Consider the following 25,749-nt stretch of genomic DNA (forward strand, 5'->3'; position numbering starts at 1 on the left):
GCAATGTCTCGACGCGGCAAAGTTTGGAGGACCCATGCAGCAGGCCGAACATCGAACGTCCCGCAGGTCGTTCGTTTCTCAGGTTGCAGATGCGCTGCGCGGCCAGATCGAAGCCGGCTTTTATGCGCCTGGCGACAAATTGCCGACAGAACCCGCGCTGATTGACCGGTTCGGGTTCAGCCGCACTGTGGTCCGGGAGGCCATCGCCGCCCTTCGCGCCGACGGGCTGGTGGAATCGCGGCAAGGCGCCGGCGTCTTCGTCCTCGGCCCGAAACCCGTCGACGAGGGATTGAAGCTCTTCACCGACGAAACGAACAAGATCTCGGACATCATCGAAGAGCTCGAGCTGCGCATCGGCATCGAAGTCGAGGCAGCCGGGCTTGCTGCAGCCCGCAGTTCGCCGGCGCAGGAGGCCGAAATCGAGGCCCAGGTCGAAAGGTTCGCCGATCTCATGGCGCAAGACCAACCCACCGACGAGGCGGACTTCCAGTTCCACTTGGCGATTGCCACCGCAACGAACAACGCCAGATTCAAGGCATTCCTCGAACATATCGGCCGCCGGATGATCCCGCGGGTGAAGTTCAAGACGATGATGGGCGGCATCGATCCCTTGCCCAATCGCGACCATCCGATTCTAGAGGAGCACCGGGAAATCGCAGATGCGATTCTCGCCCGCGACCCGGAAAAGGCGCGTGAGGCGATGCGCCGCCACTTGGTGACGGGGATAAAGCGCTATCGCGCCCTCACCGTCCGGCGCTCGACAAACCAGGACAAGACCGGCGGTTGACTCGTCGGCATACTCATCATATGAATCTAGATGACATCATATTAATTTGTGGGATGAGTTCCTTTGTCGCCAGATCAAATCAAGTCGCGTGTCGCTTCAGGGCTGCTGTCGTTTCCGGTCACACATTTCAACGAGGATTTCAGCCTCAATCTCGAAAGCTATCGCGCGCATGTGGAATGGCTGTCGGGGTTCGGTGCCGCCGCCCTGTTCGCGGCCGGCGGCACCGGTGAATTCTTCTCGCTGTCGCCGGAAGAGGTCGCCGATGTTACCCGTGCGGCCAAGGAAGCCTCCGGAGATGTGCCTATCATCGCCGGATGTGGCTACGGCACGGCGCTCGCCACGGAAATTGCCCGCCGCGCCGAGGCTGCGGGGGCCGACGGTCTCTTGCTTCTGCCTCATTATCTGATGGAGGTCTCCCAAGAGGGGATATTCCGGCATGTCAAAGCCGTGTGCGAATCCACCGGCCTCGGCGTCATCATCTACAACCGTGCGAACTCGGTCGCCAATGCCGACACGGTTGCTCGCCTTGCTGACGCGTGCCCAAACCTCATCGGCTTCAAGGACGGCACAGGCAAGATCGACCTTGTCCGCCACGTCACCGCAAAACTTGGCGATCGGCTCTGCTACATCGGTGGCATGCCCACACATGAGCTCTTTGCCGAAGGCTTCAACGGCGCCGGCGTGACGACTTATTCCTCCGCGGTCTTCAATTTTGTGCCGGAACTGGCACAGCGCTTCTACCGGGCCATGCGGGCAAGCGATCGCGCTGCAATGGAAGAAATCCTGCACAGCTTCTTCTTCCCCTTCGCGGCTTTGCGCGATCGAGAACAAGGTTATCCGGTGTCGATCATCAAGGCAGGCGTCGAACTCATAGGACGGACACCCGGCCCGCTTCGTCCGCCGCTGACGGATCTGAAGCCGCAGGAAAAAGACATGCTGCGCGGACTGATCGAGAAGATCGCCGCCTAGTTGCCGGGAGATCGGCAAATTGTCGGACGAACGGGACGAGGAGGTTCGCCCTGCGCACGACAGCCAAAACGGTAGATCCCAAAACGGAAGACCAAAGGGAGGACAGACATGAATAGAAGCGTTCATACGATTGCAGCTGTCGTATTGATGACCGCTGCCGCCGTTCCATCGGCTGTCGCACAAGAAGCGGCGCAGGAAATCCGTATCGTCCTGCCGGAGCAGCCGGCCAATCTGGAGCCCTGCGGCACCATCATCACAAATGTCGGCCAGATACTCAGCCAAAACGTCGTTGAATCGTTGACCGTCATCGATCCGGTCACCGGACAACCTCAGCCGAAACTGGCGACCGAGTGGACCAGCGTGGACCCGACCACATGGCGGATCAAGCTGCGCGAGGGCGTGAAGTTCCAGGACGGAACGGAACTCAACGCGGATGCGGTCGCATTCTCCATCAACAGGATGATCAGCGGCAAGCTCACTTGTAGCAACATAGCGAAATTCGGCGATGCCAAGCTAAAGCTGAAGCCGGTCGACGATCTGACCGTCGAGATAAAGTCGGACAGGCCCGAACCCATCATGCCGACGCTGTTGAGCGTGGTCATGATCGTCTCGCCGAAGACGCCGGTCGACCGGGCGGTGAACGATCCGGTCGGGACCGGCCCGTTCAAGCTGTCGACCTTTTCCCCGCAAACCGTAGTGCTGGACGCGTTCGACGGCTATTGGGGCAAGAAGCCGGAGATCACGAAGGCAACCTATGTCTGGCGGCCCGAATCCTCGATTCGAGCGGCCATGGTGGAAACCGGGGAAGCCGACCTGACGCCGTCGATTGCCATCCAGGACGCCAGCAATCCGGAGACGGATTTCGCCTACCTGAACTCCGAAACCACCGCGATCCGTATCGATGCCGCCGAGCCGCCGCTCGATGACCTGCGCGTCCGCAAGGCGCTCAACCTGGCGATCGACTGGGAAGGCCTTGCGCAGCTGTTCGGCGACGACGTCAAGCGTGCGTCGCAGATGGTCGTCTCCGGGATCAACGGGCATGACGATGCGCTCGAGCCTTGGCCGTACGATCCGGAAGAGGCGAAAAAGCTCATCGAAGAGGCGCGCACGGCGGGTGTCGCGGTCGACACCGAGATCAAGCTCATCGGGCGAAACGGCATCTATCCGAACGGCGCCGAAGCGATGGAGGCCATGATGACGATGTGGCAGGACGCCGGCCTCAACGTCAAGCTCACCATGCTCGATGTCGCCGACTGGCTGCGCTATCTGCAAAAGCCTTTCCCGCCGGAGCGTGGCCCCAATCTCCTGCAGATGATGCACGACAACAACAAGGGCGATGCGGCCTTCACGGTTCCGATCTTCTACCGATCGAGCGGCAGCTACTCGACCTTGGCCGATCCGGCATTTGACAAGGAGATAGACGCGGCGCTGGCGGCGACCGGCGAGGCCCGCACGAACAGCTTCAAGGCGATCTTCGGCAAGGCCCGCAACGAAGTGGTGGCGGACATCCCGATGTTCCACATGATCGGCTACACCCGCGTCGGCACCAGGCTGGAATGGAAGCCCGACATCACTACCAACAGCGAAATACCGCTGGCCAATATCGCTATCAAAAAAGACTGAGTGATACGGAGGCGCTGGGTCCGATCGTGACCCTGCGCCCTGACCCGTCGCCTCCGTCGATATCCGTCCAAGGGCATCCCAAATGATTACCTATCTTGGACGCCGGGCGTTCCACAGTATCCTGTCGGTCATAGGTCTGTTGACGCTGGTCTTTTTCCTGACACGGCTTACCGGCGATCCTTCCGCCTTGTACCTGCCTCTGGACTCGACTGCGGAAGCTCGGGCCGCGTTCGCGCGGTTGAACGGCCTCGATCAGCCGATCTATTGGCAGTTTCTGGATTATTTGCGCGATCTTCTGCAGCTGGATTTCGGTGAATCGCTGCGCCAGAACCGCTCGGCGATGCAGGTCGCGCTTGAGGCTTTCCCGGAAACGCTGAAGCTTGCCGCCGTCGCGATCACCCTGTCGACCGCTTTGGCTATCCTTGTCGGCTCTCTTGCGGCCGCGCGGCCGGGCAGCATGTTCGACCGTGTCGCCAGCTTCGTCTCCCTGGCCGGCGCAAGCGCGCCGGATTTTTGGGTCGCCATCGTCGGCATCCTTGTCTTCGCCGTGGGGCTCGGGCTTTTGCCGACATCCGGCACCGGAACCTGGGCCCATTGGATCATGCCCGTCTTCGTGCTGATGCTTCGTCCCTTCGGTCTCCTGGTGCAGGTCGTGCGCGGAACCATGCTGTCCGCGCTTGCCTCTCCATACATCAAGACCGCAAGGGCCAAGGGCCTGCCCCTTCAGAAGATCATCTTCGGGCATGCGCTTCGCAATTCGCTGCTGCCCGTCGTCACGGTCGCCGGCGACCTGGCGACCAGCCTGGTCAACGGCGCCGTCGTCGTGGAGTCGATATTCGGCTGGCCCGGCATCGGCAAGCTGATGATCGACTCGATCATCCAGCGCGATTTTGCCGTCGTCCAGTCGACGATTCTGGTGACGGCAACCGCCATCTTCATCCTGAACATCGCGATCGACCTGCTCTACGCGGTTCTCGATCCGCGCATCCGGTACTGAGCCATGACGATCATCACCCCCGACATCAAGCCGGCGGCCGTTCCAGGCAGCGGCAGCGTGCTTCTCGCCTATTTGAAGCGCGACAAGCTTGCGCTCGCCGCCGCTATTTTCCTGGCGATCGTCGTGCTCGCGGCGGTCCTCGGCCCGTGGCTGGTGGGCGACGCCGCATCGCGGCTGGGGCTGCGCCAGCGCAATCTCGCCCCCTTCTCGCTGGCCAGCGGCTGGATCTACGTGCTTGGCGCCGATACCCTCGGCCGGCCCATTCTGGCCAGGCTGATTGTCGGTGCGCAGAATACGTTCGGCATTGCCGCGGCGGCGGTGTTCGCGTCCATGCTGGTTGGCGGAACACTGGGCCTGATAGCGGGCTATTCGGAGCGCTGGTACAGCCATCTCATTCTGCGCCTGGCCGATGTCGTCATGAGCTTTCCCTCGCTGCTGTTGGCGCTCATCGTGCTCTACACGCTGGGGCCGAGCATCACCAACCTGGTGATCGTTCTCGCCGTCACGCGCATGCCGATCTACCTCAGAACGGCGCGCGCAGAAGTTTTGGAGTTGCGCGAGCGCATGTTCGTGAGCGCGGCGCGAGCCATGGGTGCGAAGCCGGCCCGGATCGTCATCCGGCATATCGCACCCCTCGTCCTGCCGACACTGGTGACGATTTCCGCCATTGATTTCGCGACCGTCATTTTATCGGAATCGGCGCTGAGTTTCCTTGGCCTCGGCATTCAGCCACCCGACTTTACCTGGGGCGCAATGGTGGCGAACGGCCGCGGCTATCTCGCCACCGCCTGGTGGATCGCATTCTGGCCGGGTCTTGCAATCATGCTGACGACGCTGTCGCTCAACATCCTCTCGAACTGGGCGCGCACCGTCGCCGATCCGCAGCAACGCTGGCGTCTTCAGACATTGCGAAAATCTGCCCAATGAGCAACGCGACCAATCCCATTCTCAAAGTCGACGGCCTGACCGTCGATTTCCTTTCGGACGATGAGCCGGTACGTGCCGTCGACGACATCTCTTTCCACGTCAGCCGTGGCGAAACGCTCGTGATCCTCGGCGAAAGCGGTTCGGGAAAAAGCGTCAGCACCAGCGCGGTGATGGATCTCATCGACTGTCCGCCAGGCGATATCGTGGCCGGCTCCTGCCTCTTCGATGGCGTCGAACTCTCGGGCCTCGGCGCGGAGGCGCGCAGAAGCATCAACGGCCGCAGGATTGCGATGATCTTTCAGGATCCGCTCGCATACCTGAACCCCGTCTATACGGTGGGGCGCCAGATCGAGGAGGTCTATGAGAGCCACGGCGCAGGAAGCGGCAAGGACGCACGCGCCAAGACGATAGAACTGCTTCGGCGCGTCGGCATTCCAGAGCCGGAAAACCGCGTCGACTTCTATCCGCATCAGTTCTCGGGCGGACAACGCCAGCGTGTGATGATCGCCATGGCGATCGCGTTGAAACCGGACATCCTGATCGCCGATGAGCCGACGACCGCTCTGGACGTCAGCGTGCAAGCGCAGATCCTCGATCTGCTGCGCGATCTCCAGCGCGAGACCGGCATGGCGTTGATCATGATCACCCATGACCTCGAAGTCGCCGCGTCCATGGCGGACCGGATTATCGTCATGAACGGCGGCAAGGTCGTCGAGACAGGCATCGCCAAGGAGGTCTTCAGCAATCCGCAGCATGCCTATACGCGCCGCCTCATCTCCGCCCTGCCTCATGGCAACGCAGCGGAGGCGCCGAACAAGCGTTCGACAGCGATCGCCGGCGAAACGCTGCTCAAGGTGGAACATCTCACCAAGCACTATGTGCTTGCTTCCGGAGCTTTCAGCAGCAAGCGGACGTTCAAGGCGGTGGATGACATAAGCTTCGAGGTCAGGAGAGGCGAAACGCTCGGCATCGTCGGCGAGTCCGGCTCCGGCAAATCGAGCGTCGCACGCATGCTGTTGGGGCTGAACGCGCCAAGCTCAGGCAAGGCCGTGTTTGCCGGTGAGAACATCTTCGAAATGAACGAGAAGCGTCTTATGGCGTTTCGGCGCAAGGTCCAGATGGTCTTCCAGGATCCATACGGATCGATGAATCCGCGCATGCGCGTTTACTCCATCATTTCCGAACCCTGGGTGATCCACGGCGATATTCTGCCGAAGAACAGGTGGAAGGCTCGAGTGGCAGAGCTCCTGGAATTGGTCGGGCTGTTGCCGGAGCACGCCGACCGCTATCCGCACCAGTTTTCCGGCGGCCAGCGACAGCGGATCGCCATTGCGCGCGCGCTTGCGAGCGAGCCGGAACTGATCGTCTGCGACGAGGCGGTTTCGGCGCTCGACGTCTCTATCCAGGCGCAGGTGATCGATCTTCTGGCCGGCCTTAGGACCCGGCTTAGCCTCTCATATATTTTCATCACACACGACCTGCCGATCGTGCGCCATTTCGCGGACCGGATCATGGTCATGAAAGATGGAAAGATTGTCGAGGAAGGCCAAACCTCGGCGCTGTTCGGGGCGCCTCGCCACGAATATACGCAAAGCCTTTTGCAGGCTGTTCCCAGGCCCAAATGGCTTACGCAAGCTCAATAGCTCTCATCCGAACCTAGCGCGCGAGCAACGCCTTGCCGATGCCAACCCCGCGTCGCGGACACTTCTGCACCGGCCCGGATTTCATCCTACCGCAGTCACCCTTTGAATAGCCGAACGTCAAGCTCGAACGGATCGACCCGTGCGATTTTGATTCGGGCGGCGGCAGGATGACGAGGATTGATGAGAACATTCTGATCTGGTCCGTCCGAGATCGGGACAATGGCTGACGGAACAAAGAACAGAGCAGCGGCGACGCTGTTGAGCCACTCATTGCCGAGCTGAATCCGCCGACTTGAGTCGGCGGATTGTTCGGCACTATGATCAAACGGCACTCCCGGAGGATCTGCCGATGCCACAACGCCCCTACGATGAGCGCCTACTCCGTCAGGCGTTCGATGTCGCGCGCAAGGCCCGCGATGCTGGCGAACATCCCTTTGGTTCGCTCCTCGCTGACAAAGACGGCAATGTGTTGCGCGAGCAACTCAACGGTTACAAATCCGGAGGGGGCGACCGCACCGCTCATGCCGAAAGGCTGCTGGCCTCGTGGGCGGGGAGGAATTTCAGTCTCGAAAAGCTGGCCTCCTGCACACTCTACTCTTCGGCCGAACCTTGCGCGATGTGCTCCGGGACAATCTATTGGGCGGGCATCGGAAGGGTCGTCTTTGGGCAGAGCGAACATGACCTCAAAGGGTTGACGGGTGCACACGTCGAGAATCCCACACTCGACCTCCCCTGCACGATCGTTTTCGAAGCTGGGCAGCGTCCGACTGAAGTCGTCGGCCCGCTGCTTGCCGATGAAGCGGCGCAACTCCACGCCGATTTCTGGGAAGACAAGTAGCTCAATTGGCGCGCGCGGAAAACGAGTGAGTGCTAGGCGATGTCGTCGCGAATGCAGGCCTTCAGATGGCCATCGGACGTTGTTGCCCGTAATGGCGGGACGATGCCGGCGCAAGCATCGAGGGCAACCGGGCAACGGGTTCGGAAAACACACCCGGTTGGCGGATTTGCCGGGCTTGGAATGTCGCCCTTCAGCACCTGCCGGCCTTGCCTGGCCAGTGGGTCGAGCGAGGGAATGGCCGAGAGCAGCGCGCGCGTATAGGGATGCTGCGGCCGGGCATAGAGCGCGGCAGCAGGCGCGACTTCCATGATCCGGCCGAGGTAGAGAACGATCACCGTGTCGCAGATATATTCGACGACGGCCAGGTCATGCGAAATGAACAGCATGGTCAGACCGAGCCGGACCTGCAGGTCGCGCAAAAGATTTATGATCTGCGCCTGAATGGAGACATCGAGGGCAGAGACCGGTTCGTCGGCGACGATGAACTCGGGTTCGAGCGTAAGCGCGCGGGCGATGCCGATGCGCTGACGCTGCCCGCCTGAAAATTCGTGGGCGTAGCGGTCATAGGCATCGACTGGCAACTCGACCGCAGCAAGTGCCTTCTCCGCCCTCGCCCGCCGCTCGGGCCTGTTGCCGATGCCCTGAATATCCAGGCCTTCGGTCAGGATCTGCCCGATGGTCATGCGCGGCGACAGACTGGCGAACGGATCCTGGAAAATGTATTGCATCTTGCGGCGCTGGCGAGTCAGCGGCCCGGCGCTCAGCTTGGTGATATCGACGCCGTCAAATCTTATTTCGCCGGACGTCGGCTCGATGAGACGCAGCACCGAGCGGCCGATCGTGGTCTTGCCCGACCCGGATTCTCCGACGAGGCCGACCACCTGGCCGCGCGCAATATCAAAGGAAATATCGTCCAGCGCCCTGACGACGGGACCGCGCGAGAACGCCGTCGGCGCAAAATGCTTGGTCAGGTTCCTGACCGAAAGGAATGGGGCGTCCACTGTCAGAGATCCTCCCAGCGCAAACAACGGCTTTGCTGGGTCGTCGTCGCCGCGAACAATGGCGGTACAGCAGTGCGGCAGGCATCGACCGCCAGGGCGCAACGCGGCGCGAAGGAACAGCCCTTGGGCAGCAAGGCCAGCGACGGAACATTGCCGGCGATGGTCGGAAGCGGCGTTCCTGCTGCCTTCAGTGTGGTGGCTTGGCCAAGCCGCGGCACCGAACGCATCAGCCCCGCCGTGTAGGGATGCCGCGGACGGGTGAACACCTCGCGCACCGGACCCGATTCCACGATGCGCCCGGCATACATCACCGCGACCCGGTCGGCGATCTCGGCAACGACGCCGAGATTGTGCGTGACGAACAGAATGCCCATGCCGCGTTGCGCCTGCAGCTCAGCCAGCAGGTCGAGAATCTGGGCCTGGATGGTGACGTCCAGTGCGGTGGTCGGCTCGTCGGCGATCAGCAAGGTCGGATCGCATGACAAGGCCATGGCGATGGTGGCGCGCTGGCGCATCCCTCCCGACAGCTCATGCGGGTATTGCCGCGCCCGCCGATCAGGGTCGGGAATGCCGACCTGAGCCAGCAGCCGCACGGCATCAGTGGCCGCATCACGATGCGACTTGCCGAGATGGATGCGGATCGGCTCGGCGATCTGTTCGCCGATGGTGTAGACCGGATTGAGGCTGGTCATCGGCTCCTGGAACACCATGCCGATGTCGTTGCCGCGCACCTTGCGCAGCGACTCGGGATCGAGGCCGGTCAGTTCGGTGACAGTGCCATCCCTGCGGCGCAGCGCGATCGATCCCTCGGCGACGTGTCCGATCTTCTTCGGCAGCAGGCCGATGATCGACAGGCTGGTGACGGATTTGCCCGATCCCGACTCGCCGACCAGCGCCACCGTCTCGCCCGAACCTATCACCAGGTCGACGTCCTGCACGGCGGCGATATCGCGTCCGGCGATACGGAACACCGCCCTAAGACCGGAAATCGAGAGGATCGGAGTGTCCACGGTCAGCGCAGCAAGCCGACGTCGCGAAGGATGATGTCGACCTTTGCGGTTTCCTCGTCGTTCAAGCTGCGTTGCGGCCGCGCCATGGTGTTGGAGGCGATGATGCCGAGGCTCTTCATCGCGGTCTTGAAGGCGCCGACGCCGGCCGAGCCGGCGCTCGTCCTGCCGAGCGAGATCCAGACGATCTCGAACAGCTTCAGCAGCCGCTCCTGCTCCAGGCGGGCTTCGGCGTGCTGACCCGCCTGCATCAGGTTCCACAGCCTGACGTAGCCGTGCGGGTCGACATTGGCGAGGCCCGGCACGACACCATGCGCACCCATGGCAAGCACGCTGTCGACCAGGATCTCGGACCCGGTCATGCCGAAGAAACTCGGATCGTTGGCCATGTCCTTGAGCACATAACGCAGATTGCCGTCATCGCCGCTGGAATCCTTGATACCGGCGATAACGCCTTCGCTGGCAAGGCCGACGGTGGTCCTGCGCTCCAGCTTGACATGGACGCAGACCGGGATGTCGTAGGCGATGATGGGGATGTCGACCGCGTCCTTGATATAGCGGAAATGATCGCCGATCTCGGGCTGGCTGGTGCGGGTATAGAAGGGCGCTGTGACCACAACGGCGTCGGCGCCGGCCGATCTGGCTATCCGGGCGTGGTTGATGACACGATCGGTTGTCGGGTCGATGACCCCGGCGAAGATCGGAACGCGGCCGTTGTTGACCTTGACCGCGTGCTCGATGATGGCCCTGCGGCCGGCCTCGTCATGGAAGACTACTTCGCTGGTCGAGCCGAGTACGAAGAGCCCGTGGACGCCGCCGTCGAGCAGGTTTTCGATCGTCCGGGTGAACGACGGGAAGTCGACACTGAAATCGGAATGGAGCGGGGTGACGACTGGTGGCACGACGCCGGTAAACAGGGGCATTTTTGAAAAAACCTTCAGGTCAGTTGAGATCGGAACGAGGGTCGAATGCATCGCGCAGGCCATCGCCAATGAAGTTGATGGCCAGGACGGTGAGCACGAGCACGGCGCCGGGAAACATCCATTGCCAAGGATATTGCTCGAGCACCACGGTGGAGCGGGCGAGATTGAGCATGTTGCCCCAGCTGGCTTCGGGCGGCGCGATGCCGAGGCCGAGGAAGGAGAGACCGGCTTCGAGTAGAATGGCGTTGGCGATCTGCAGCGTGGCGTAGACGACAAGAATGTCGATGCAGTTCGGCAGGCCGTGACGGAACAGGAGATGCGGCAGCCCCGCCCCCATGCCACGGGCGGCGACGACGAAGTCACGCTCGCGCAGCTCGAGCAGCCGCGCGCGCACCATGCGCGACAGCACCGGCCAGGAGAGCAGCGAGATCACCAGGATGGTCGGCGCAATGCCGGTGCCGGCGATCGAGGCGAGCACGAGCAGGAAGATCACCGGCGGCAGCGTCATTGCGAGATCGACGAAGCGCATCACCGTGGCGTCGACAAGACGCCCGCCGAAGCTGGCGACGGCGCCGACCAGGAAGCCGATGACGATCGATATGGCGACCGAGCAGACGGCGACCAGCAACGAGATCCGCCCGCCTTGCATCAGCCGGGCCATGACGTCGCGGCCGACGCCGTCGCTGCCTAGCCAATGAATGGCGGACGGTCCCTTGTTGATCGCCCTGAGATCGATGGCGTTGGGGCTGAACGGCCACCATAGAGGATAGGTCGAAACCGCCAGCAGGATGGGGATGACGATAAGCAGACCGGCGCGCGCCGCACGATTTTCAAAGAACCGGTCGAGCGCGCGGCGGAGCGGTCCTCTGGTTTGCGGCACGGCTATCGGATCGACTGTCGGATCTGGCGCGGTGATTGTCATCACGACACCTGAATGCGCGGGTCGACGACCGCATAGACGATATCGGTCAGGAGATTGACCAGAATGACGCAGATGCCGATTACCAGGGTGGCGCCCATGATCACCGGGTAATCCCTTGTGCCAACGGCATTGACCAGCAGCAGGCCCATGCCCGGCCAGTTGAACACGCTTTCGAGGAAGATGGCGCCGCCGATGGCGATGCCGACCGTCGAGCCGATCAGGGTGATAACAGGCAAAAGCGCATTGCGGGTCGCGTGCTTGATGATCACCCAGAATTCGCGCACTCCCTTGGCACGCGCGGTCCGCACATAGTCCTGGTTGAGCACTTCCAGGAGGGACGCGCGCATGTAGCGCATGATCAGCGCGGCGTGTCCGATCGACAGCAGGCAGGCGGGCAGGACGAGGTGCGCGAGCACGTCCGATACGGAAAAGGGTGCGCCGGCGGTCTGCATGCCGCCTGATGGCGCCCAGCGCAGCAGCACCGAGAAAAAGTACAGCCCGAGAAGTGCCGTCAGAAAAGCCGGGCTGGAGATGCCGACGAAGGAAACCACCGACAGCGCGATGTCGGGCAGCGCGTTACGGCGGACGGCGGAGAAAATGCCGGCGGAAATTCCGAGCACGATGGCGATGGCCAGGCCCGTGCCCATCAACAGCGCGGTCGGGCCGATGCGCTCCATGACCAGCGGCAGCACGGCAACGCCGCCGCGCTGGATCGAATAGCCGAAGTCGCCGCCGAGCGCAGCGCGAAGCCAGGCGAGATATTGCACGGGAAGCGGCTGGTCGAGCCCAAGCCGGTCACGCAGGACTTCGAGGTCGGAAGCAGACATCGGGCTGGACGGATTGATATAGGCGTCGATCGGATCGCCGGGCGCCAGCCGCAGAAGGATGAAGATGAGGACGCTCAAGGCGACCAGCATCAACAGTCCTGTAGCGCTGCGGCGGGCAATGAAACTCAGCATTGGCTGTCCGTGGTGATGGTGAGCGGGGCCGGTATCGTGCCGGCCCGTTTCATTGGCGGGCCGGAGTGGCCCGCCAGCCGTTTTACTGGATATCCCAGCGTTCCGGGTGAGCCGCATAAGGACCGCCGGCCGGCGCCGGCGTCCAGACAAAGTCACGCAGCTTGTTGGAGGCGACGCCATAGCGGTTGGCCACCCATAATGTCGCCCAGGGCAGATCCTTGTTCATCACCTTGCAGACTTCCTGCCAGGATTGATCGATCTTGGCCGGATCGGTCTGGCCGAGCGCGGCGTCCAATGCAGCGCTGAGATCGTCGAACTCGACGCGCATGGTGTTGAAGCCTGCTGGCGGAATCTGGGACTTGTTGAGACCCGGGCTGATGCCAGCCGGATTCGGGCCGTTCTGCAGGCCGGCATAGACCATCGCAAACGCGTTCCAGTCCGGCGTGCCTTCCTTGTAGACGATGCCGTTATAAGTCGGCGTATCGACGACGCGCGGCACCACATTGATCCCGACCTCGGCCAGCATCGACTGGATGGCAGCCATCACATTGGCCGCTTGCGGCGAGCCGTAATAGGTCAGCAAGGTGATCGGCTTGTCGCCGTTGATCTTGTCCCAGCCAGCCTCGGCAAGCAGAGCCTTGGCCTTTGCCGGATCATAGGCATAGGGTTCGAGGCCTTCGGGAAGCAGGTGCGGCGCGACGTAGCCGCAATTGGCCGGTTTGGCCGCCCCGCCATAGAGGCTCTCGATGATGGCATTGCGATCGATCGCGTACATGATCGCCTGGCGCACACGAACATCCCTAAAGAGCTCGACCTTCTGGTTGAGGCCGATGTAGTTGACCACATAGGAGGCGCCCTCGATCACCTTGAAATTGCTGTCGCTCTTGAAGGATACCGCATCGTCGGGCTCGACATAGGTGAACTGGATTTCTCCGGCGCGCAGCGCGGCAACGGCCGCCGCCGGGCTTTCGAAATATCTGTTGATGAGCACGTCGACCTTCGGCTTGCCGCCGCGATAGTCGTCATCCGCGGCCAGTTCGACATATTGATCGCTGACATAGCGCTTGAACTTGAAGGGGCCGGTGCCGACCGGAGTGGTGGACCACCAGGTGCTTGTGGCCAGCGTTTCCGGTGGCATCGCGGCCAGGGCATGCTCCGGCAGGATCATCACCTGCGAGAGAATCGACAGGAAGGAGCCGTTGGGCTTCGACAATTTGACGACCACGGTGCGATCGTCCGGCGCGTCGACCGACGCGATGTCGCCGAGGCGCGCGGCAAACAAACTGCCGGAGGCTTTGTTCCTGGCGAGCTCAAGCGTGAACTTGACGTCCTTGGATGTGAACGGCTTGCCGTCGTGCCAGCTCTCCTGGGCAAGGTTGAACGTATAGGTCAGCTTGTCGTCGCTGACCTTGTAGTCCTTGGCCAGATCGCCTTCGAGTTCGGTCAGATCGGCGTTGTAGATGACCAGCGGTTCAAAATAGGTGCTGAGCCAGGTAAAGCCGCCGGTCGCAGCCAGCGGATTGAAGTTCTTGGGAAACCCGCCGGGGCCGACGTCGAAGCCCCCGGTTATGGTCTTGGCGTCCTGTGCCTGGACGCTGGTAGCCAGGCCGATGCCGCCGAGCAGCAGCCCAGTGACGGCCAGATGAAGAGCGATAGTCTTGATGCGCATGGTTTTCCTCCCTTGGCATTGTCAGGTAATTCGGCTTTGGGTCAGGTAGTTCGGTTTCTCGCGATGACTTGCTGAATCCCCCTGTAGTGGTCGTCGAGGCGCTGACGCGCCCGGTCGACGTCCTTGGCGGCGACCGCCTCGACGATCTCGTGATGGTCGCGCCACGTCGCCAGAGGTGTCGGATTGTCGAGGCTGGTGAAATTCGAGGCCTTGTTGAAGGCCACCCAGAAGATGTCGATCAGCGCGCTCAGCATGTGATTGTTCTGGCAGCGGAACAGCAGCTGGTGGAATTGCTGGTCCTCTTCGGCAAAACTCTCCTGGCGCTCGGCGCGCCGCCGCATGCTTTCAGTCAGCTGGCGCAGCGCAGCGATGTCTTCGGCGCTGATCATTTCGATGGTCTTGGCGATGAGGCCGGTTTCAAGGACACGACGGATCTCACGCAGCTCCTCGACGTCGCGCAACGAATCCTGCAGGCCATATGCCAGATTATCCAGCAAAGGCTTGAACGAGAATTCCTTGACGAAAACGCCGATGCCGCGACGCGTCTCCAGAATGCCGATCGACTCCAGCGCCTTGATCGCTTCGCGCACCGAGTTGCGGCCGACGCCGAGCCGCTGCGCCAGGAAGGTCTCCGGAGGCAAGGGATCCCCAGCCTTGAGCTTATTGCTCTGGATATATTTCCTGAGGCTCTCCTGCACACTGACGTGAAGCAGCGGCGGTCGGGTCAGCGGTTCGATCGACTTGGGTTCCGAGATCGATTTGGGTTCCGAGATCGACTTGGCTTCCGGCATTTTGCTCCCAGCGCCGCTGCAATCGCGTCCAATGGCGCTGCAAAGCGGTCGATGCTTGTAGCATAGCGACTTGTAGGATATCCTGCAAGCAGGAGGATACGTCAACGAAATGAAGATTGTCCTGGCCGGCTCAAGCCATTGGCACGCCGACATGCATCTCGACGCTGCACACCGTTGTGGCGCCGAAATTGCCGGCATCTGGGATGAGGACGCGGAGCATGCGCGCGCCTTCGCGATGCGTCATCATTTGCCGTTCATTGCGGATTTTACGGAAATCCTCTCCAGCCCGCCGGACGTGGTCCTGCTGATGGGACATCCCTCGACGGTGCCGGCGCGGGCGCGTGCCGTCATCGAAGCCGGCATACCGCTGATCCTGGAAAAGCCGGCGGCGAGCAGCACCGGAGCGTTGACCGCGCTGCGCGACCTGGCGAGGCAGTACCAGGCCTTTGTGAGTGTTCCCCTGCCCAACCGTTTTGGGCCGGCCGTCGCTGCCTTTGAACGGCTGCGCAGCCAAGGCCGCGCCGGTGCGGTTGCGCATTGCCAGTTCCGGCTGGTCAACGGCCCGCCGCAGCGCTACGCGGCCGAGGGCGTTGCCTGGGTCGTGGATCCGGCGATCGGCGGCGGCGGCGCGCTGAGGAACCTAGGCATACACGGCGTCGACGCCGCGCTCGGTCTGGCAACCGGCGGGCTTGGACTGAAAGCCGTTTCGATCAAGAACCGCATTCACCGCGCCCTGGTCGAGGATCATGCGCTGCTTATGCTGGAAGACGCTGCCGGAGCGTTGTTCGTCGTCGAGGCGGGATACACTTTCGCGTCAATGCGCCCCGGCGGCGATTTCGAGTGGCGCATCGTCAGCGAGAATGCGACCCTCATCGACTTTGGCGACCGCGCCATCTGTGCGACGCTCGACGATGGCGCTATCGTCGACTTGCCGATCGAATTGCCGGCGACGCGCTACCGCCTGTGCATGACCGACACGCTCGACCGGCTGGCTCGAAAAGTGCCGCCGGCGACTTCGATCGATGACTATGTTGCGGCGATGTCGCTGATCGACACCGCATATGAAAAGGCAGGACGATGACTGGAATAGGCATTATCGGAGCCGGCGATTTCGGCGCCGCCCACGCAAGGGCAATCAAGCAAGTGCACGGCCTGCATCTCGTCGCATCGTGCCGCGGGAACAACAATGCCCTGGCCGCCTTCACCAGCGAACACGGTGGTCGCGGCTACACCGACTGGCGCAAGCTGCTCGACGACAGGGATGTCGACGCCGTCCTCATCGCTAGCCCTCACCATCTCCATGCCGAAATGGCGATCGGTGCGGCAAAGGCCGGCAAGCACATCATGCTCGAAAAGCCGATGGCGGCGACGGCAGCAGCATGCGATGCGATCAATGCCGCCGTGGCCGCCGGTCGCGTCAAGCTGATGATGGCCCATCTCATGCATTTCGCCCTGCCCTGCATGGCCGCCAGGCAGGCGCTGGAGGAAGGAGCGCTCGGCCGGCCGCTCATCGGATCGAGCTGGATCATCAAACTGTGGATGGAGCACAATCGCCGCGACTGGCATCTGCGCAAGGCGACCGGCGGCGGCATGCTGTTGACGGCCGGCATTCATGCGCTCGACCGCCTGGTCTGGCTGATGGATGACGACGTCGTGTCGGTGAGCGCCATGCTAGGCGCCAAGTTCCATGGCCAGGAAGCCGACGACACCGCCCTGCTCGGACTGCGCTTCGCCGGCGGCGGGCTCGGCCAGGTGCAGAGCGTCGGCTATCGCAACGGCGCGGCCGGCTACGCCATGGATCTGGTCTGCGAGCAGGGGACGCTGCGCATCGACATGGACCGCGGCACGATGCTTGGCCGCGATACCACCTGGATCGACCTGCCCGGTTCGTTCGAGCCGAACTGGATGCACAATGCGCTGGTGCGTGAGTGGAGCGCGATGCGCGATGCCATTGCCGACGACAAGCCGGTGCCGGTCGACGGCGCCTATGGTCGCAAGATCATCGGCATCATCGAGGCCGCCTTTGCGTCGAACGAAACCCGGCGCGAACACGAGATCGCCGGTGCGCGCTGAACCGGACGACCACCTGACCCACTTGCCCGCACACGCGCCGCGCGGCGTCTGGGGCGCGGTGATGCTGGCCATCGACGATCGTGGAGCAATCGACTGGGAGGCGACGGAAGAGACGATCGCACGGCTCTGCGCTTGCGGAGTCGACGGCATTTATTCGAACGGCACGGCCGGCGAATTCCACTGCCAGACCGAGCCCGAGTTCGACCGTCTTAGCGACCTGGTGGCCGCGAATGCCGGCCGCGCGCGCTTGCCCTTCCAGATCGGCATCAGCCAGTCCAATCCGCGCGTCGCGCGCGAGCGGCTGATGCGGGTGTCGGCGCTTTGCCCGGCGGCAGTGCAATTCACCTTGCCCGACTGGTGGCCGCCCAGCGACAACGAGGTCATGAGCTTCGTCGGCGGTCTTTGCGAGACCGCGCCTGACATGCCTCTGGTGCTATACAATCCACCGCACGCCAAGCGCCGCCTGACGCTCGAAGGCATCGCCGGGCTGCGTGCAGCCGTGCCGTCGCTGGTCGGCGCCAAGCTGCCGGGCGGCGACGCCAGCTGGTACGCCGACATGCGCCGCGAACTGCCGGGATTTTCGGTCTTCGTGCCCGGCCATACGCTGGCGACTGGGTATGCACAGGGCGCCCACGGCAGCTATTCCAATGTTGCCTGCCTCAACCCGAAGGGCGCGGTGACGTGGTGGCAGATGATCCGCACCAACGTCGCAGCCGCTGCCGAGGTCGAGACGCGCATCCAGGCTTTTCTCGCCACGCACGTTCTGCCTTTTCGCGCTCGCTACGCTGTCAGCGATGCGGCGCTCGACAAAGCGATGGCGGCGGCCGGCGGCTGGGCGCCGCTTAGCCCGCGACTGCTCTGGCCCTACAGCTCGGTTCCCGACGGGGAGATCGCGACGCTGGCCGAAGCCGCACGCACGGCCTTCCCCGAATGGTGGCAGTGACCGTCGGTTTAGGGCGCTGCGGCCGCACGTCGCTCATTCGGATTGCATTCGACTTCCCTAAGTGGTGGCACTTCTGGAAATCCATCCACGCTGGCCATCAGTTCCAAATACCGTTGAGCCGACGCGGCCCACTGAAATCGGGCCGTCCTTGCGCGACCGCGTGCGATTAATTTGGCTCTGAGGCCTTTTTCGTGGACCAGGCGCATGAAACAATCGAACCATGCATTCTCATCGCAAGGTGATGCGTACAGAACCGCATCCCCGCCGATTTCGGGCAGACTGGCACGGTCCGACATGATCACCGGACATCCAAGTGTCATGGCTTCGAGGGGCGGCAGTCCGAAACCCTCAACCAAGGAGGGGAACGCGAGGCATAGGGAATCGCGCAGAAGTGCACCGAGTTCCGCGTCCGACCTTCTTCCCAGCCAAATGACGTTCGTCGACGTCTTGTTGCCAATGCTGCCGAAAACACGGGGCGTTGACGCGCCCACAACAACAACCCGTAGCCCCGCCGCGGCAAGTCGGTCGTGCATCCCGATGATCAAGCCGACATTTTTGTGCGGGATAGAACTGCCAAGCACGACGATCGTACCAGGGCCGGCAACTGCCAGGGTTTGGTCCGAGTGACAAGGAGCCCATCGCAGCGCATGTTCATGCCCGTTGCCTACAACCTCGACCTTTGCCGCCGGGCACACGCCATAGCGCGTCAGTTCACCTGCAGAGTATTGCGACACGGTCGCGACCTTAAGCGCGGTCCTGCCCAAGGCAGGAACTAAGGTGCGGTAAAGAAGCCGAAATGGAAATGAATAACTCTGCGGGCATGCCCGTGTATTGACGTCGTGAATGCACAGCACCTGCCGACGTACGGCCAGAGGGCCCGTATTGCAGAGGCTGAGCAGGCCGCCGCGAACATAGGCCGGAAGCACAGCTTGTTCCCATGCATGACCCCCGAAGCTGCCGACAGTCCGGACACGGATTGCGGCCAGGGGCAACGTGTCAAGTGTCCCCGGCGGGACCAGCAACTCGACGGTCAGATCCCGTGCCAAGGGAGCTTGGCCCACGATCAGGGCATCCAGCGCCGAAACGATCTCGCGTGCGTACCGCTGAACTCCGGTGGTCGGCTGCGCGAGAAAACGGCCGTTGATCGTCCAATGTCGTGTCATCACGAACCACATCCGGGCGACAGGGTTTGGTCACCAGCGCCATGTCTCAGTTCCGCGACTTTGGACGACCAGGACGGCAGGGTCATCTTGGCTTTTGGGACGTAACCGGTCGTTTGCCCGAGAGGCTTCCCGGCAGCTCTCATCCGAATGGCGTGGCAAATCATCGGCGTTTACGCCAAATGTTTGAGGTTCGGCGTGGCGCCGCAGTGGTAGACTGCGTTGGGCAGTGCGGAAAATCTCATTCGTCTGCTCGGATGGATGTCAGGCAGAGTTCAGCGAATGGAGTGATGCCGAAAATGTCTGGCGCAAGACAAGCAAGTTCGCGCTGATGCAGCGGCCGACCAATCCATCGCAACCAGGTTCCATTGGACGGGCCGTCGCTGCGAGCAGACGTCTATGGACAACCCTGGCATGCCTGCTGGGCATGACGGCTTCGTGCGCAGCGGATCTGCTCTGGGGGGTGAATGGCCATCCCTTCAACGCCTATCCTGGGATATCGATCGAACAGCAACTCGACTATATCCGCGACCTCGGCATGAAGTCGTATCGCGTCAACATTTCCAACGCCGACAGCGCCACCAAACTTGCCGAACTGGTCAAAGTGGGCAAGGAGCGCGGAGTCCAGATCCTACCGGTAATCACGCCCGAACTAGACCTCGACAATGAATCCGTCGATGACCTCTATGCGCAGTCCTACCAGCTCGCGTCGACACTCGTATCCCGCTTCAAGGACGACATCCGCGTTTGGGAGCTTGGCAACGAGATGGAGAACTACGCCATCTTGATGCCCTGCGAGATGCAGGACAACGGAATACAATACAACTGCTCCTGGGGCCCTGCCGGCGGCACCGTGACGTCCGACTATTTCAGTCCGCGCTGGGCGAAGGTAAGCGCGGTGCTGCGCGGTCTGTCGGATGCAATCACTGCGGTGGATCCGGCCATAAGAAAAGCAGTTGGGACGGCCGGCTGGGGTCACCGCGCAGCGTTCACCCGCATGCTGCAGGACGGTATCAAATGGGATATTTCGGTCTGGCATCTTTACGAGGGTGACCCGGAGGACGCATTCAAGTTCCTGGCGACGTTCGGCCAACCCATCTGGCTGACAGAGTTCAATTATGCTGGCGGCAGCCAACGAGGGGAAAAGCAGCAGGCCGAAGGTCTGGTCCAGATCATGACGCTCCTGCGCAGGTATCAATCTCGGTATGGATTGGAAGCTGCCCACATCTACGAACTGCTCGACGAGCCGTACTGGGCGCCAAGCTACGAGGCCTTCATGGGCCTCGTCCGCCTGAAGAAGCGCGACAACGGGCTATGGGCGCCGAACGGGCAAAAGCTGGCATATGGTGCCGTAAAGAAGATCATCGCGGACGGCGATGCAGGTTCCAGTTCGCCGACGGTCTCGACGAAGAGCTTGCCGCCTGCGGGCCAGACGTCGGTACCCCCCGTTGCCGATGCCGGTGCATTTCACCCCTGTTCGCTTGATGCGTTCGATAAGTCTGCCTTCAACCATGCCAACCAGATTGCATATGCTTACTGCCTAATCTTGCGTCGCATGCCGTCTCCGGCCGAGCAGTGGCGCGAGGTCGTCGCGATGAAGAAGGATCAATCTATCTTTCCGATACTGACGAAGCTGTTGCTTTCTGTCGAATTCAGGACTGACAATCAGCCAGTTGGGCTTGGAAATGCGCAATTTGTAGCCCTTCTCTATCGGACATTGCTGGGACGGGAGCCAGACGGCCAGGGGCTTTCTGCTTACGTGTCGAAACTGGACAGCGGCGAGTTAAGTGGAGAACAGATCGTGGCGGAATCGATCCATTCGTATGAGTTTCGCTCCAGACACACGGTTCTGTTTCAGAACGAGCCTCAGCAGGGGGTCCAATGAACGTTTTCGGCCGACAGGTCGTCACTGGCGCTGTTTGGGCCGCTGTCGAGACCTGGGACCGACAGATCGCTATGTTTCGGCGTATTTGTGGTGCTGGCGCGGCACCTTGGCCCCGAGGCGTTCGGGCTTGCGGGGCTCGCCATGGTGGTGCCCAATATTTTGGCGGCTCCGGTAACGAGGGGTCTACCTGACGCCATTATCCAGCGGGAGGAAATCGATCCCATTCACCTTGATTCGGCCTTCTGCCTCCTTGCGTCGACAGGCGTTGCGATCACTGCACTTATCCTGGATATCCGCCGGTGCCATCGCGGCCGCGTTCGACCAACCGCATATGGAGGCGCTCGTAAAATGGACCAGCGCCATCGTTGTGATCCAGGCGTTTGGTGTCGTACCGGCGGCAGTCCTCAAGCGGCAACTTCGACTGTTTGCCGTCGCACGCTTACAGGCTCGGTAGTCGGCGGCGCGTGGGGCGTAGGCATGGCTATCGCAGGTTTTTGCGTGGGAGCCTCGTGTGGATGCAACTCACGAAGGCCGCAGTCGAAACCGCCATTCTCCTTTTTGGAAGTTCCTGGCGGCCACGTTTCAGGCATTGTGACTGGCTTGCAGAACTTGAACGCCACGCGATGAACCGAGCGCTCGCCGCCACCGATCTCACCGTCGGGTGCTCAGAACATGTCGTGACTGCGGCACACGCGCTTTGCTGAAATCGGCACAATTTTCGCAGTCCTGAGGAATGGACGCCCGCGAACCAGGACGTCGCCGTAGCGGGAATACCAGGAAAAGTATTGTTCGTCGGCCGTGTGTCGCCCGAAAAAGGCATTTCGAGATCGTCGGCCCATCGGCAACGCTTCCTCGTGAGTTCCTGATTGACCTGAGCGCGGACCGCGAAGTCTGCGATCTCGCTCGCTTCTACCACGGCGGTAGCGCATACCTCGGTTCCTACGATACCGCGCTGCGCGCGATGGTCCCGCCGTGAGCTTGTTGGCACCCTGCCCTACGAAAAATTGGCCGAGCGATATGCCGAAGCATCGCTTCTGGTAAATCCATCTCTCAGCGAGTCCTTCGGAATGAGCCTGATCGAGGCGCTGTCGAATGGTACTCCTGTCGTAGCCACTCGCGTCGGCGGCATGACCGAGATTGTGGAAGCGACTGGCGGTGGCGTTGTGGTTGAGAAGAATGACACGGAAGCGCTTGCAGCCCAAATCATCGGCCTTCTTGGGGATCCAGGGCGGGCGGCGAAACTGGGACGCCAGGGAGCCGCGCGGGTCGCCGATCTCTATGCGTGGGAAAAAATAGCCCAGTCGACCCGATACCTGTACGACAAGGCCATCGCCACCCACCGTTCACAGCTTGGAAAGCGAAACCCCTCTTTTGCTCAGCGCCGGGCCTTGAACGACGTGAACACCGAGCCCGTGTCATCTCCCCACTCCCAGTTGACGGCGAGTCCGACCCGCAAAATTTGAAGGGCGGCATCATCGGGATAGATGTCGGTGAGGCTTCGCTGCATCACCAGTTCGTCGTCGATCAAGATTGCAAACCGATTTCCGTCGAATGCAACGCGCATGCGAAAACGTTTTCCCCAAACGACCTTGTCCGCCACATTGGTCCAAACCGCGTCATAAAGTTCCTCAAAGCCGAGCCGCTTGATGAACACCGAAATCGAGGCACCCTGGTAGACGTCGTCGAGCCAAGTCGTGACACAAACGTAGTTGTCGCTGTCTTGCCAGAAAAGCAGTCCTGCCCGGCCGCGCTGGTCTTGTCCTTGGCGCTCCCCGGGAGGCTCGATTGTGACCTCGAGATCGGCGAATCCCGGTAGGTCCCATGGCAGCGAATAGAATGTTCGACCTGGGTTCGGTCTGTCTACGCTCGCGCGCACACGGGCGCTGCCCAGCCCGTCGACGTCGATGACCCCGGCGCCCAGTGTTCTGGCCCATTGTCCGCCGCCCAGCTCCGTCGTGCGGCGATCCAGTTCGCCGGCAGTACCGGTAAAGCCGTCGGCGTAGGACAGACTTGCACCGAGTTGGTTCCAAGGCGCCTCCACAGGTGCCATCAATGGGATGGGAACTTCGCGAGGATGAGCCTCGAAGCTATGCCAGCGCGGCCCGCTGTCGTAGCTTTTCCATATACCTACTCCGGTAGCACTCTCGATTGAATCGGCCTCAGCAGACAGGTCGAAAAGTCGAGCCTCATCCAGGAAGCAGCTTACCTGACCGTCCCAGTCAAGAATCTGGACCGAATGGGTAGAACGCTCGCGCAAGGCGTGTCCCGTATTCGTCGCGATCGTGATCTCTTTGCCCGATTGCTTGGCGACCAAAGTGCATCCGAGCGTCGAGAGTTTCAGCAGCCAGAAATTGTCCTTGTCCCGAAACCGCCAGACGAGACCACATACATCCGAGACCGCGGAAATTTCCAGCAGCCCGTGGATCAATCCTGAAGGGTGGCCAGGATCGACGATGGATAGATTGTCGCCAGCGTCCTGCGAAAAATGCCACCGCCCCCCGATTGCGGCGATCTGACCCGGCAAGCCTTCCACGTGTGCATCGGCAGCGTGGGCTGTGCCAAACGCCGTAGAAAATTCAGGTAGCCGCCCGACATGAACCGCTTGGACGCGTGTGTCGACGCGAAACCCGATCTGGCCAAGCGCCGACTGATGAACACCCGCAAACAGCTTTTCATCCTTGTTGAAAGGATCGATCGCGATCGGACGCATCATCGGAAAAGCGGCAAGACCGTGAGCTTTTTGGTCGGCGGCCGCATAATAGATAGCGCCCTGCTCTCGCAACGCCACGACATAATAGACATGAACGTTCTTTAGGCGCCGAAACGCACTCAGGCATTGCTTTCCTACACGAGCCCACAACTCGCCGTTTTCGCCTTCGGCGGCATGCACGACAAAGCCGCAGCCCTCTTCCACGGGATTAATCGGCGCCTCACTGGGGAACCAACCGACAGCCAGGTTCTCGTCGATGTTCGATCCCCGGTAGGTCCTGGAGGTGCTAAGCGTCCACCACCAAAAACGGCGAAGGGTGAGCCTCTTTCGTGGCGCACGCATCAGGGAAACCAGACGGCCGGGCCATGGGTCAATGCCGGGTCCTCGCAGCCAACGGTAGACTCGCCTGGCGAGGTCCTCAGGCAATGGCGATCCCTGCGATGTGTTGTGGCCGTTGGTGATCGAGACCAATAGCACCAGACCAGCCTCTCGCTGAAAGGGACCATAGGAGATCCCTTGCCGGCCCCAGCCTGGCCTGACGAGCGGCTGGAAACGAAGTGCGCCGTGATCGATCGCGATCTGACGTTCGATGTCGCGTCCTCGCCTGACACCTCCCTTAACTGCCAAGGTGCCAATTACCGCACCGCGGGCGCGTTCATCTTGAAAATTGTCTGCGACAAGAACCTCCGGCCGGGCAAAGCCGGACCCAGGCTCTTCAGCAGTTTCTGCCCAGTCATGACGGTGCAACAACTAAGACCCTCCTCACGTCGTCATGGACTGCGCGAGAATCGTACGAGGTTCTTCAAGGCATCGATGACGTGTCGCAGCCACGGGCAGAAGTCGCGCACCGCCTCGCTTTTCCCGTTTGATCACGCTTGCTGTCCTTGCATGAGATTCCCTTCCATAGCGCCGCAAATATAGTTCTTAGGCGCCCACCGGCTGCGCCAAGACGTGTTCGACCCGCCATCCTCCGTTGCCATAGGAGGCTGGCAGCGGTTTCAATGCGTAGCCTGCAGCAGTCAGGAGTTCCGCGATCTTTCGGGCCTTGCGGTCGAGCCCCTCGCGTGTTGCATCGTCGACCTCATAAATCACCTTCGGACGGTGCCTCCGCAGCGTTTCCGTCATACCGCCCAGGGCGTCGATTTCGGCGCCTTCCACGTCGATCTTGACCAGCGAGGGCGGCCTGAGGCCTCGGTGGGCGATGGCATCGTCGATAGTGACTATGCTGACTTCCAGGCGGCCATTCATGTCCGGCGGTGCTCCCGCCGAGGCAAGTGTGGCGCCGCCGATGTGATGGGCGAGCAGAAGCTGGCCACGACTGGTTGTCGCGCCCGCGGCTTCGGCGAACACTCGTATCGTGTCGAACCCACTGAGCCGCGCACTTTCTGCGACAGCGGCGGCGTTGCGGGGGACAGGTTCGAACGCATAGACTTGGCCGCGGGGCCCGACGCGGCGCGCGGCGATGAGACAGAAGAAACCGATATTCGCGCCGATGTCGAAAAAGGCGTCGCCGGGCGCCAGGTTTGCCGCGATCGCCTGTTGGATGGGCGGCTCGTACGTGCCGCGAACAAAGTTCGGGTCGGCGCTCTGCGCCACGAGCTTGAGACCGGCAGCCTCTCCCTTGGCTATGACGCGCGCGTCGCAGAACACGCCGAGGAACTTTGCCGTCAATCTCACGCGCTCTCCCCCAATCTGCGACGCCTCGGGACGCGGGCCAGCCGGTGCCGCTCGCCGCGAAGGTGACAGATTGTGCACCCGGGATCGAGCCCGACAACGGTTGGCCGCCTCCTACTTCCTCCGGCTGATCGCTACTCCGATTGTCTCATTCTGGGGTATCTGCCCAGGGGAATCGCATTTGAGTAGTTGGAAAATGGCTTGCCAATTGCCGGGTTGTGGATTCTTGGGAGGGCTCCGTAATTGGG

At 61.8% G+C, this 25,749-nt stretch carries 23 protein-coding genes; 13 read left to right on the top strand and 10 right to left on the bottom strand.

All coding sequences use genetic code 11. The features are described 5' to 3' along the window. The first annotated feature begins 34 nt into the window (after positions 1–34). From CIT26_RS34815 to CIT26_RS34850, 7 genes are all read left to right on the top strand, one after another. Positions 35–787, top strand: coding sequence for a FadR/GntR family transcriptional regulator (locus CIT26_RS34815; protein ID WP_095496772.1), 753 nt, complete (start codon positions 35–37; stop codon positions 785–787). Positions 788–850: 63 nt separating this feature from the next. Then, positions 851–1,756 (top strand): 5-dehydro-4-deoxyglucarate dehydratase, encoded by a 906-nt coding sequence (kdgD, locus tag CIT26_RS34820; RefSeq protein WP_095496773.1) that lies wholly within the window; start codon positions 851–853, stop codon positions 1,754–1,756. Positions 1,757–1,864: 108 nt separating this feature from the next. Then, on the top strand, positions 1,865–3,379 hold the full coding sequence (locus tag CIT26_RS34825) for an ABC transporter substrate-binding protein (protein ID WP_167391646.1): 1,515 nt from the start codon (positions 1,865–1,867) through the stop codon (positions 3,377–3,379). 82 nt (positions 3,380–3,461) lie between these two features. Continuing rightward, positions 3,462–4,376: an ABC transporter permease gene (locus tag CIT26_RS34830; RefSeq protein ID WP_095496774.1), complete on the top strand. Its 915-nt coding sequence runs from the start codon at positions 3,462–3,464 to the stop codon at positions 4,374–4,376. Positions 4,377–4,379: 3 nt separating this feature from the next. Beyond that, positions 4,380–5,303 (top strand): ABC transporter permease, encoded by a 924-nt coding sequence (locus CIT26_RS34835; protein ID WP_095496775.1) that lies wholly within the window; start codon positions 4,380–4,382, stop codon positions 5,301–5,303. Further along, entirely contained in the window at positions 5,300–6,946 is a 1,647-nt protein-coding gene (locus CIT26_RS34840; protein ID WP_095496776.1) for an ABC transporter ATP-binding protein, read from the top strand. The genes CIT26_RS34835 and CIT26_RS34840 overlap by 4 nt, the downstream gene beginning before the upstream one ends. A gap of 349 nt (positions 6,947–7,295) precedes the next feature. Further along, positions 7,296–7,784 carry a nucleoside deaminase gene (locus CIT26_RS34850; protein ID WP_095496778.1) on the top strand — a complete coding sequence of 163 codons (489 nt, stop codon included), beginning with the start codon at positions 7,296–7,298 and terminating at the stop codon, positions 7,782–7,784. Positions 7,785–7,816: 32 nt separating this feature from the next. On the opposite strand, the gene CIT26_RS34855 is transcribed toward CIT26_RS34850, so the two are convergent. The 7 genes from CIT26_RS34855 to CIT26_RS34885 all read right to left on the bottom strand — a co-directional run bounded on the left by CIT26_RS34855 (position 7,817) and on the right by CIT26_RS34885 (position 15,056). After that, positions 7,817–8,785 carry an ABC transporter ATP-binding protein gene (locus CIT26_RS34855; RefSeq protein ID WP_095496779.1) on the bottom strand — a complete coding sequence of 323 codons (969 nt, stop codon included), beginning with the start codon at positions 8,783–8,785 and terminating at the stop codon, positions 7,817–7,819. A gap of 2 nt (positions 8,786–8,787) precedes the next feature. Further along, complete coding sequence (locus CIT26_RS34860; protein ID WP_095496780.1) at positions 8,788–9,795, bottom strand: ABC transporter ATP-binding protein; 1,008 nt, start codon at positions 9,793–9,795, stop codon at positions 8,788–8,790. A 2-nt stretch (positions 9,796–9,797) separates the two neighbouring features. Then, complete coding sequence (locus tag CIT26_RS34865) at positions 9,798–10,715, bottom strand: dihydrodipicolinate synthase family protein (protein WP_095496815.1); 918 nt, start codon at positions 10,713–10,715, stop codon at positions 9,798–9,800. Positions 10,716–10,734: 19 nt separating this feature from the next. Continuing rightward, on the bottom strand, positions 10,735–11,637 hold the full coding sequence (locus tag CIT26_RS34870) for an ABC transporter permease (protein WP_095496781.1): 903 nt from the start codon (positions 11,635–11,637) through the stop codon (positions 10,735–10,737). Continuing rightward, a complete protein-coding gene (locus CIT26_RS34875) occupies positions 11,637–12,596 on the bottom strand; it encodes an ABC transporter permease (RefSeq protein WP_095496782.1) in 960 nt (319 codons plus the stop codon). The genes CIT26_RS34870 and CIT26_RS34875 overlap by 1 nt, the downstream gene beginning before the upstream one ends. A gap of 82 nt (positions 12,597–12,678) precedes the next feature. After that, positions 12,679–14,265, bottom strand: a complete 1,587-nt coding sequence (locus CIT26_RS34880) for an ABC transporter substrate-binding protein (RefSeq protein ID WP_095496783.1) — start codon at positions 14,263–14,265, stop codon at positions 12,679–12,681. 41 nt (positions 14,266–14,306) lie between these two features. Next, on the bottom strand, positions 14,307–15,056 hold the full coding sequence (locus CIT26_RS34885) for a FadR/GntR family transcriptional regulator (protein WP_095496784.1): 750 nt from the start codon (positions 15,054–15,056) through the stop codon (positions 14,307–14,309). A gap of 109 nt (positions 15,057–15,165) precedes the next feature. Here CIT26_RS34885 and CIT26_RS34890 point away from each other — a divergent pair, with 109 nt between their 5' ends. From CIT26_RS34890 to CIT26_RS34900, 3 genes are read left to right on the top strand one after another with little or no spacing between them, the layout of a single operon-like run. Next, positions 15,166–16,137 carry a Gfo/Idh/MocA family protein gene (locus CIT26_RS34890; RefSeq protein WP_095496785.1) on the top strand — a complete coding sequence of 324 codons (972 nt, stop codon included), beginning with the start codon at positions 15,166–15,168 and terminating at the stop codon, positions 16,135–16,137. Further along, positions 16,134–17,129, top strand: coding sequence for a Gfo/Idh/MocA family protein (locus CIT26_RS34895; RefSeq protein ID WP_095496786.1), 996 nt, complete (start codon positions 16,134–16,136; stop codon positions 17,127–17,129). The genes CIT26_RS34890 and CIT26_RS34895 overlap by 4 nt, the downstream gene beginning before the upstream one ends. Continuing rightward, positions 17,119–18,072 carry a dihydrodipicolinate synthase family protein gene (locus tag CIT26_RS34900; protein ID WP_245319670.1) on the top strand — a complete coding sequence of 318 codons (954 nt, stop codon included), beginning with the start codon at positions 17,119–17,121 and terminating at the stop codon, positions 18,070–18,072. Before CIT26_RS34895 ends, CIT26_RS34900 begins: the two co-directional genes overlap by 11 nt. An 8-nt stretch (positions 18,073–18,080) precedes the next feature. On the opposite strand, the gene CIT26_RS34905 is transcribed toward CIT26_RS34900, so the two are convergent. Next, positions 18,081–19,235 carry a glycosyltransferase family 4 protein gene (locus CIT26_RS34905; protein WP_095496816.1) on the bottom strand — a complete coding sequence of 385 codons (1,155 nt, stop codon included), beginning with the start codon at positions 19,233–19,235 and terminating at the stop codon, positions 18,081–18,083. 424 nt (positions 19,236–19,659) lie between these two features. On the opposite strand from CIT26_RS34905, the gene CIT26_RS34910 reads away from it, so the two are divergent. The 3 genes from CIT26_RS34910 (at position 19,660) to CIT26_RS34920 (ending at position 22,580) form a co-directional block, all read left to right on the top strand. Further along, a complete protein-coding gene (locus CIT26_RS34910) occupies positions 19,660–21,117 on the top strand; it encodes a DUF4214 domain-containing protein (RefSeq protein WP_095496788.1) in 1,458 nt (485 codons plus the stop codon). A 141-nt stretch (positions 21,118–21,258) separates the two neighbouring features. Further along, the gene (locus CIT26_RS38605; protein WP_342587053.1) at positions 21,259–21,744 is read left to right on the top strand and encodes a hypothetical protein; all 486 of its coding nucleotides are present in this window, start codon (positions 21,259–21,261) and stop codon (positions 21,742–21,744) included. 317 nt (positions 21,745–22,061) lie between these two features. Then, positions 22,062–22,580: a glycosyltransferase family 4 protein gene (locus tag CIT26_RS34920; protein WP_425350397.1), complete on the top strand. Its 519-nt coding sequence runs from the start codon at positions 22,062–22,064 to the stop codon at positions 22,578–22,580. Here CIT26_RS34920 and CIT26_RS34925 read toward each other — a convergent pair. Both CIT26_RS34925 and CIT26_RS34930 read right to left on the bottom strand, forming a co-directional pair. Then, complete coding sequence (locus tag CIT26_RS34925) at positions 22,493–24,577, bottom strand: oxidoreductase (protein ID WP_245319672.1); 2,085 nt, start codon at positions 24,575–24,577, stop codon at positions 22,493–22,495. The two genes, CIT26_RS34920 and CIT26_RS34925, sit on opposite strands and share 88 nt — an antisense overlap. A 174-nt stretch (positions 24,578–24,751) precedes the next feature. Continuing rightward, positions 24,752–25,477, bottom strand: a complete 726-nt coding sequence (locus tag CIT26_RS34930) for an FkbM family methyltransferase (protein ID WP_245319673.1) — start codon at positions 25,475–25,477, stop codon at positions 24,752–24,754. Positions 25,478–25,749 lie beyond the last annotated feature (272 nt).

The organism is Mesorhizobium temperatum (genome assembly GCF_002284575.1).
GTDB lineage: Bacteria > Pseudomonadota > Alphaproteobacteria > Rhizobiales > Rhizobiaceae > Mesorhizobium > Mesorhizobium temperatum.

Excerpts from the sequence above, each read along its gene's own strand:
- CIT26_RS34815 (WP_095496772.1), top strand. The coding sequence starts at position 35 with ATGCAGCAGGCCGAACATCGAACGTCCCGCAGGTCGTTCGTTTCTCAG.
- CIT26_RS34825 (WP_167391646.1), top strand. The coding sequence starts at position 1,865 with ATGAATAGAAGCGTTCATACGATTGCAGCTGTCGTATTGATGACCGCT.
- CIT26_RS34830 (WP_095496774.1), top strand. The coding sequence starts at position 3,462 with ATGATTACCTATCTTGGACGCCGGGCGTTCCACAGTATCCTGTCGGTC.
- CIT26_RS34835 (WP_095496775.1), top strand. The coding sequence starts at position 4,380 with ATGACGATCATCACCCCCGACATCAAGCCGGCGGCCGTTCCAGGCAGC.
- CIT26_RS34840 (WP_095496776.1), top strand. The coding sequence starts at position 5,300 with ATGAGCAACGCGACCAATCCCATTCTCAAAGTCGACGGCCTGACCGTC.
- CIT26_RS34850 (WP_095496778.1), top strand. The coding sequence starts at position 7,296 with ATGCCACAACGCCCCTACGATGAGCGCCTACTCCGTCAGGCGTTCGAT.
- CIT26_RS34865 (WP_095496815.1), bottom strand. The coding sequence starts at position 10,715 with ATGCCCCTGTTTACCGGCGTCGTGCCACCAGTCGTCACCCCGCTCCAT.
- CIT26_RS34870 (WP_095496781.1), bottom strand. The coding sequence starts at position 11,637 with ATGACAATCACCGCGCCAGATCCGACAGTCGATCCGATAGCCGTGCCG.
- CIT26_RS34875 (WP_095496782.1), bottom strand. The coding sequence starts at position 12,596 with ATGCTGAGTTTCATTGCCCGCCGCAGCGCTACAGGACTGTTGATGCTG.
- CIT26_RS34880 (WP_095496783.1), bottom strand. The coding sequence starts at position 14,265 with ATGCGCATCAAGACTATCGCTCTTCATCTGGCCGTCACTGGGCTGCTG.
- CIT26_RS34885 (WP_095496784.1), bottom strand. The coding sequence starts at position 15,056 with ATGCCGGAAGCCAAGTCGATCTCGGAACCCAAATCGATCTCGGAACCC.
- CIT26_RS34890 (WP_095496785.1), top strand. The coding sequence starts at position 15,166 with ATGAAGATTGTCCTGGCCGGCTCAAGCCATTGGCACGCCGACATGCAT.
- CIT26_RS34895 (WP_095496786.1), top strand. The coding sequence starts at position 16,134 with ATGACTGGAATAGGCATTATCGGAGCCGGCGATTTCGGCGCCGCCCAC.
- CIT26_RS34905 (WP_095496816.1), bottom strand. The coding sequence starts at position 19,235 with ATGACACGACATTGGACGATCAACGGCCGTTTTCTCGCGCAGCCGACC.
- CIT26_RS34910 (WP_095496788.1), top strand. The coding sequence starts at position 19,660 with ATGACGGCTTCGTGCGCAGCGGATCTGCTCTGGGGGGTGAATGGCCAT.
- CIT26_RS38605 (WP_342587053.1), top strand. The coding sequence starts at position 21,259 with ATGGTGGTGCCCAATATTTTGGCGGCTCCGGTAACGAGGGGTCTACCT.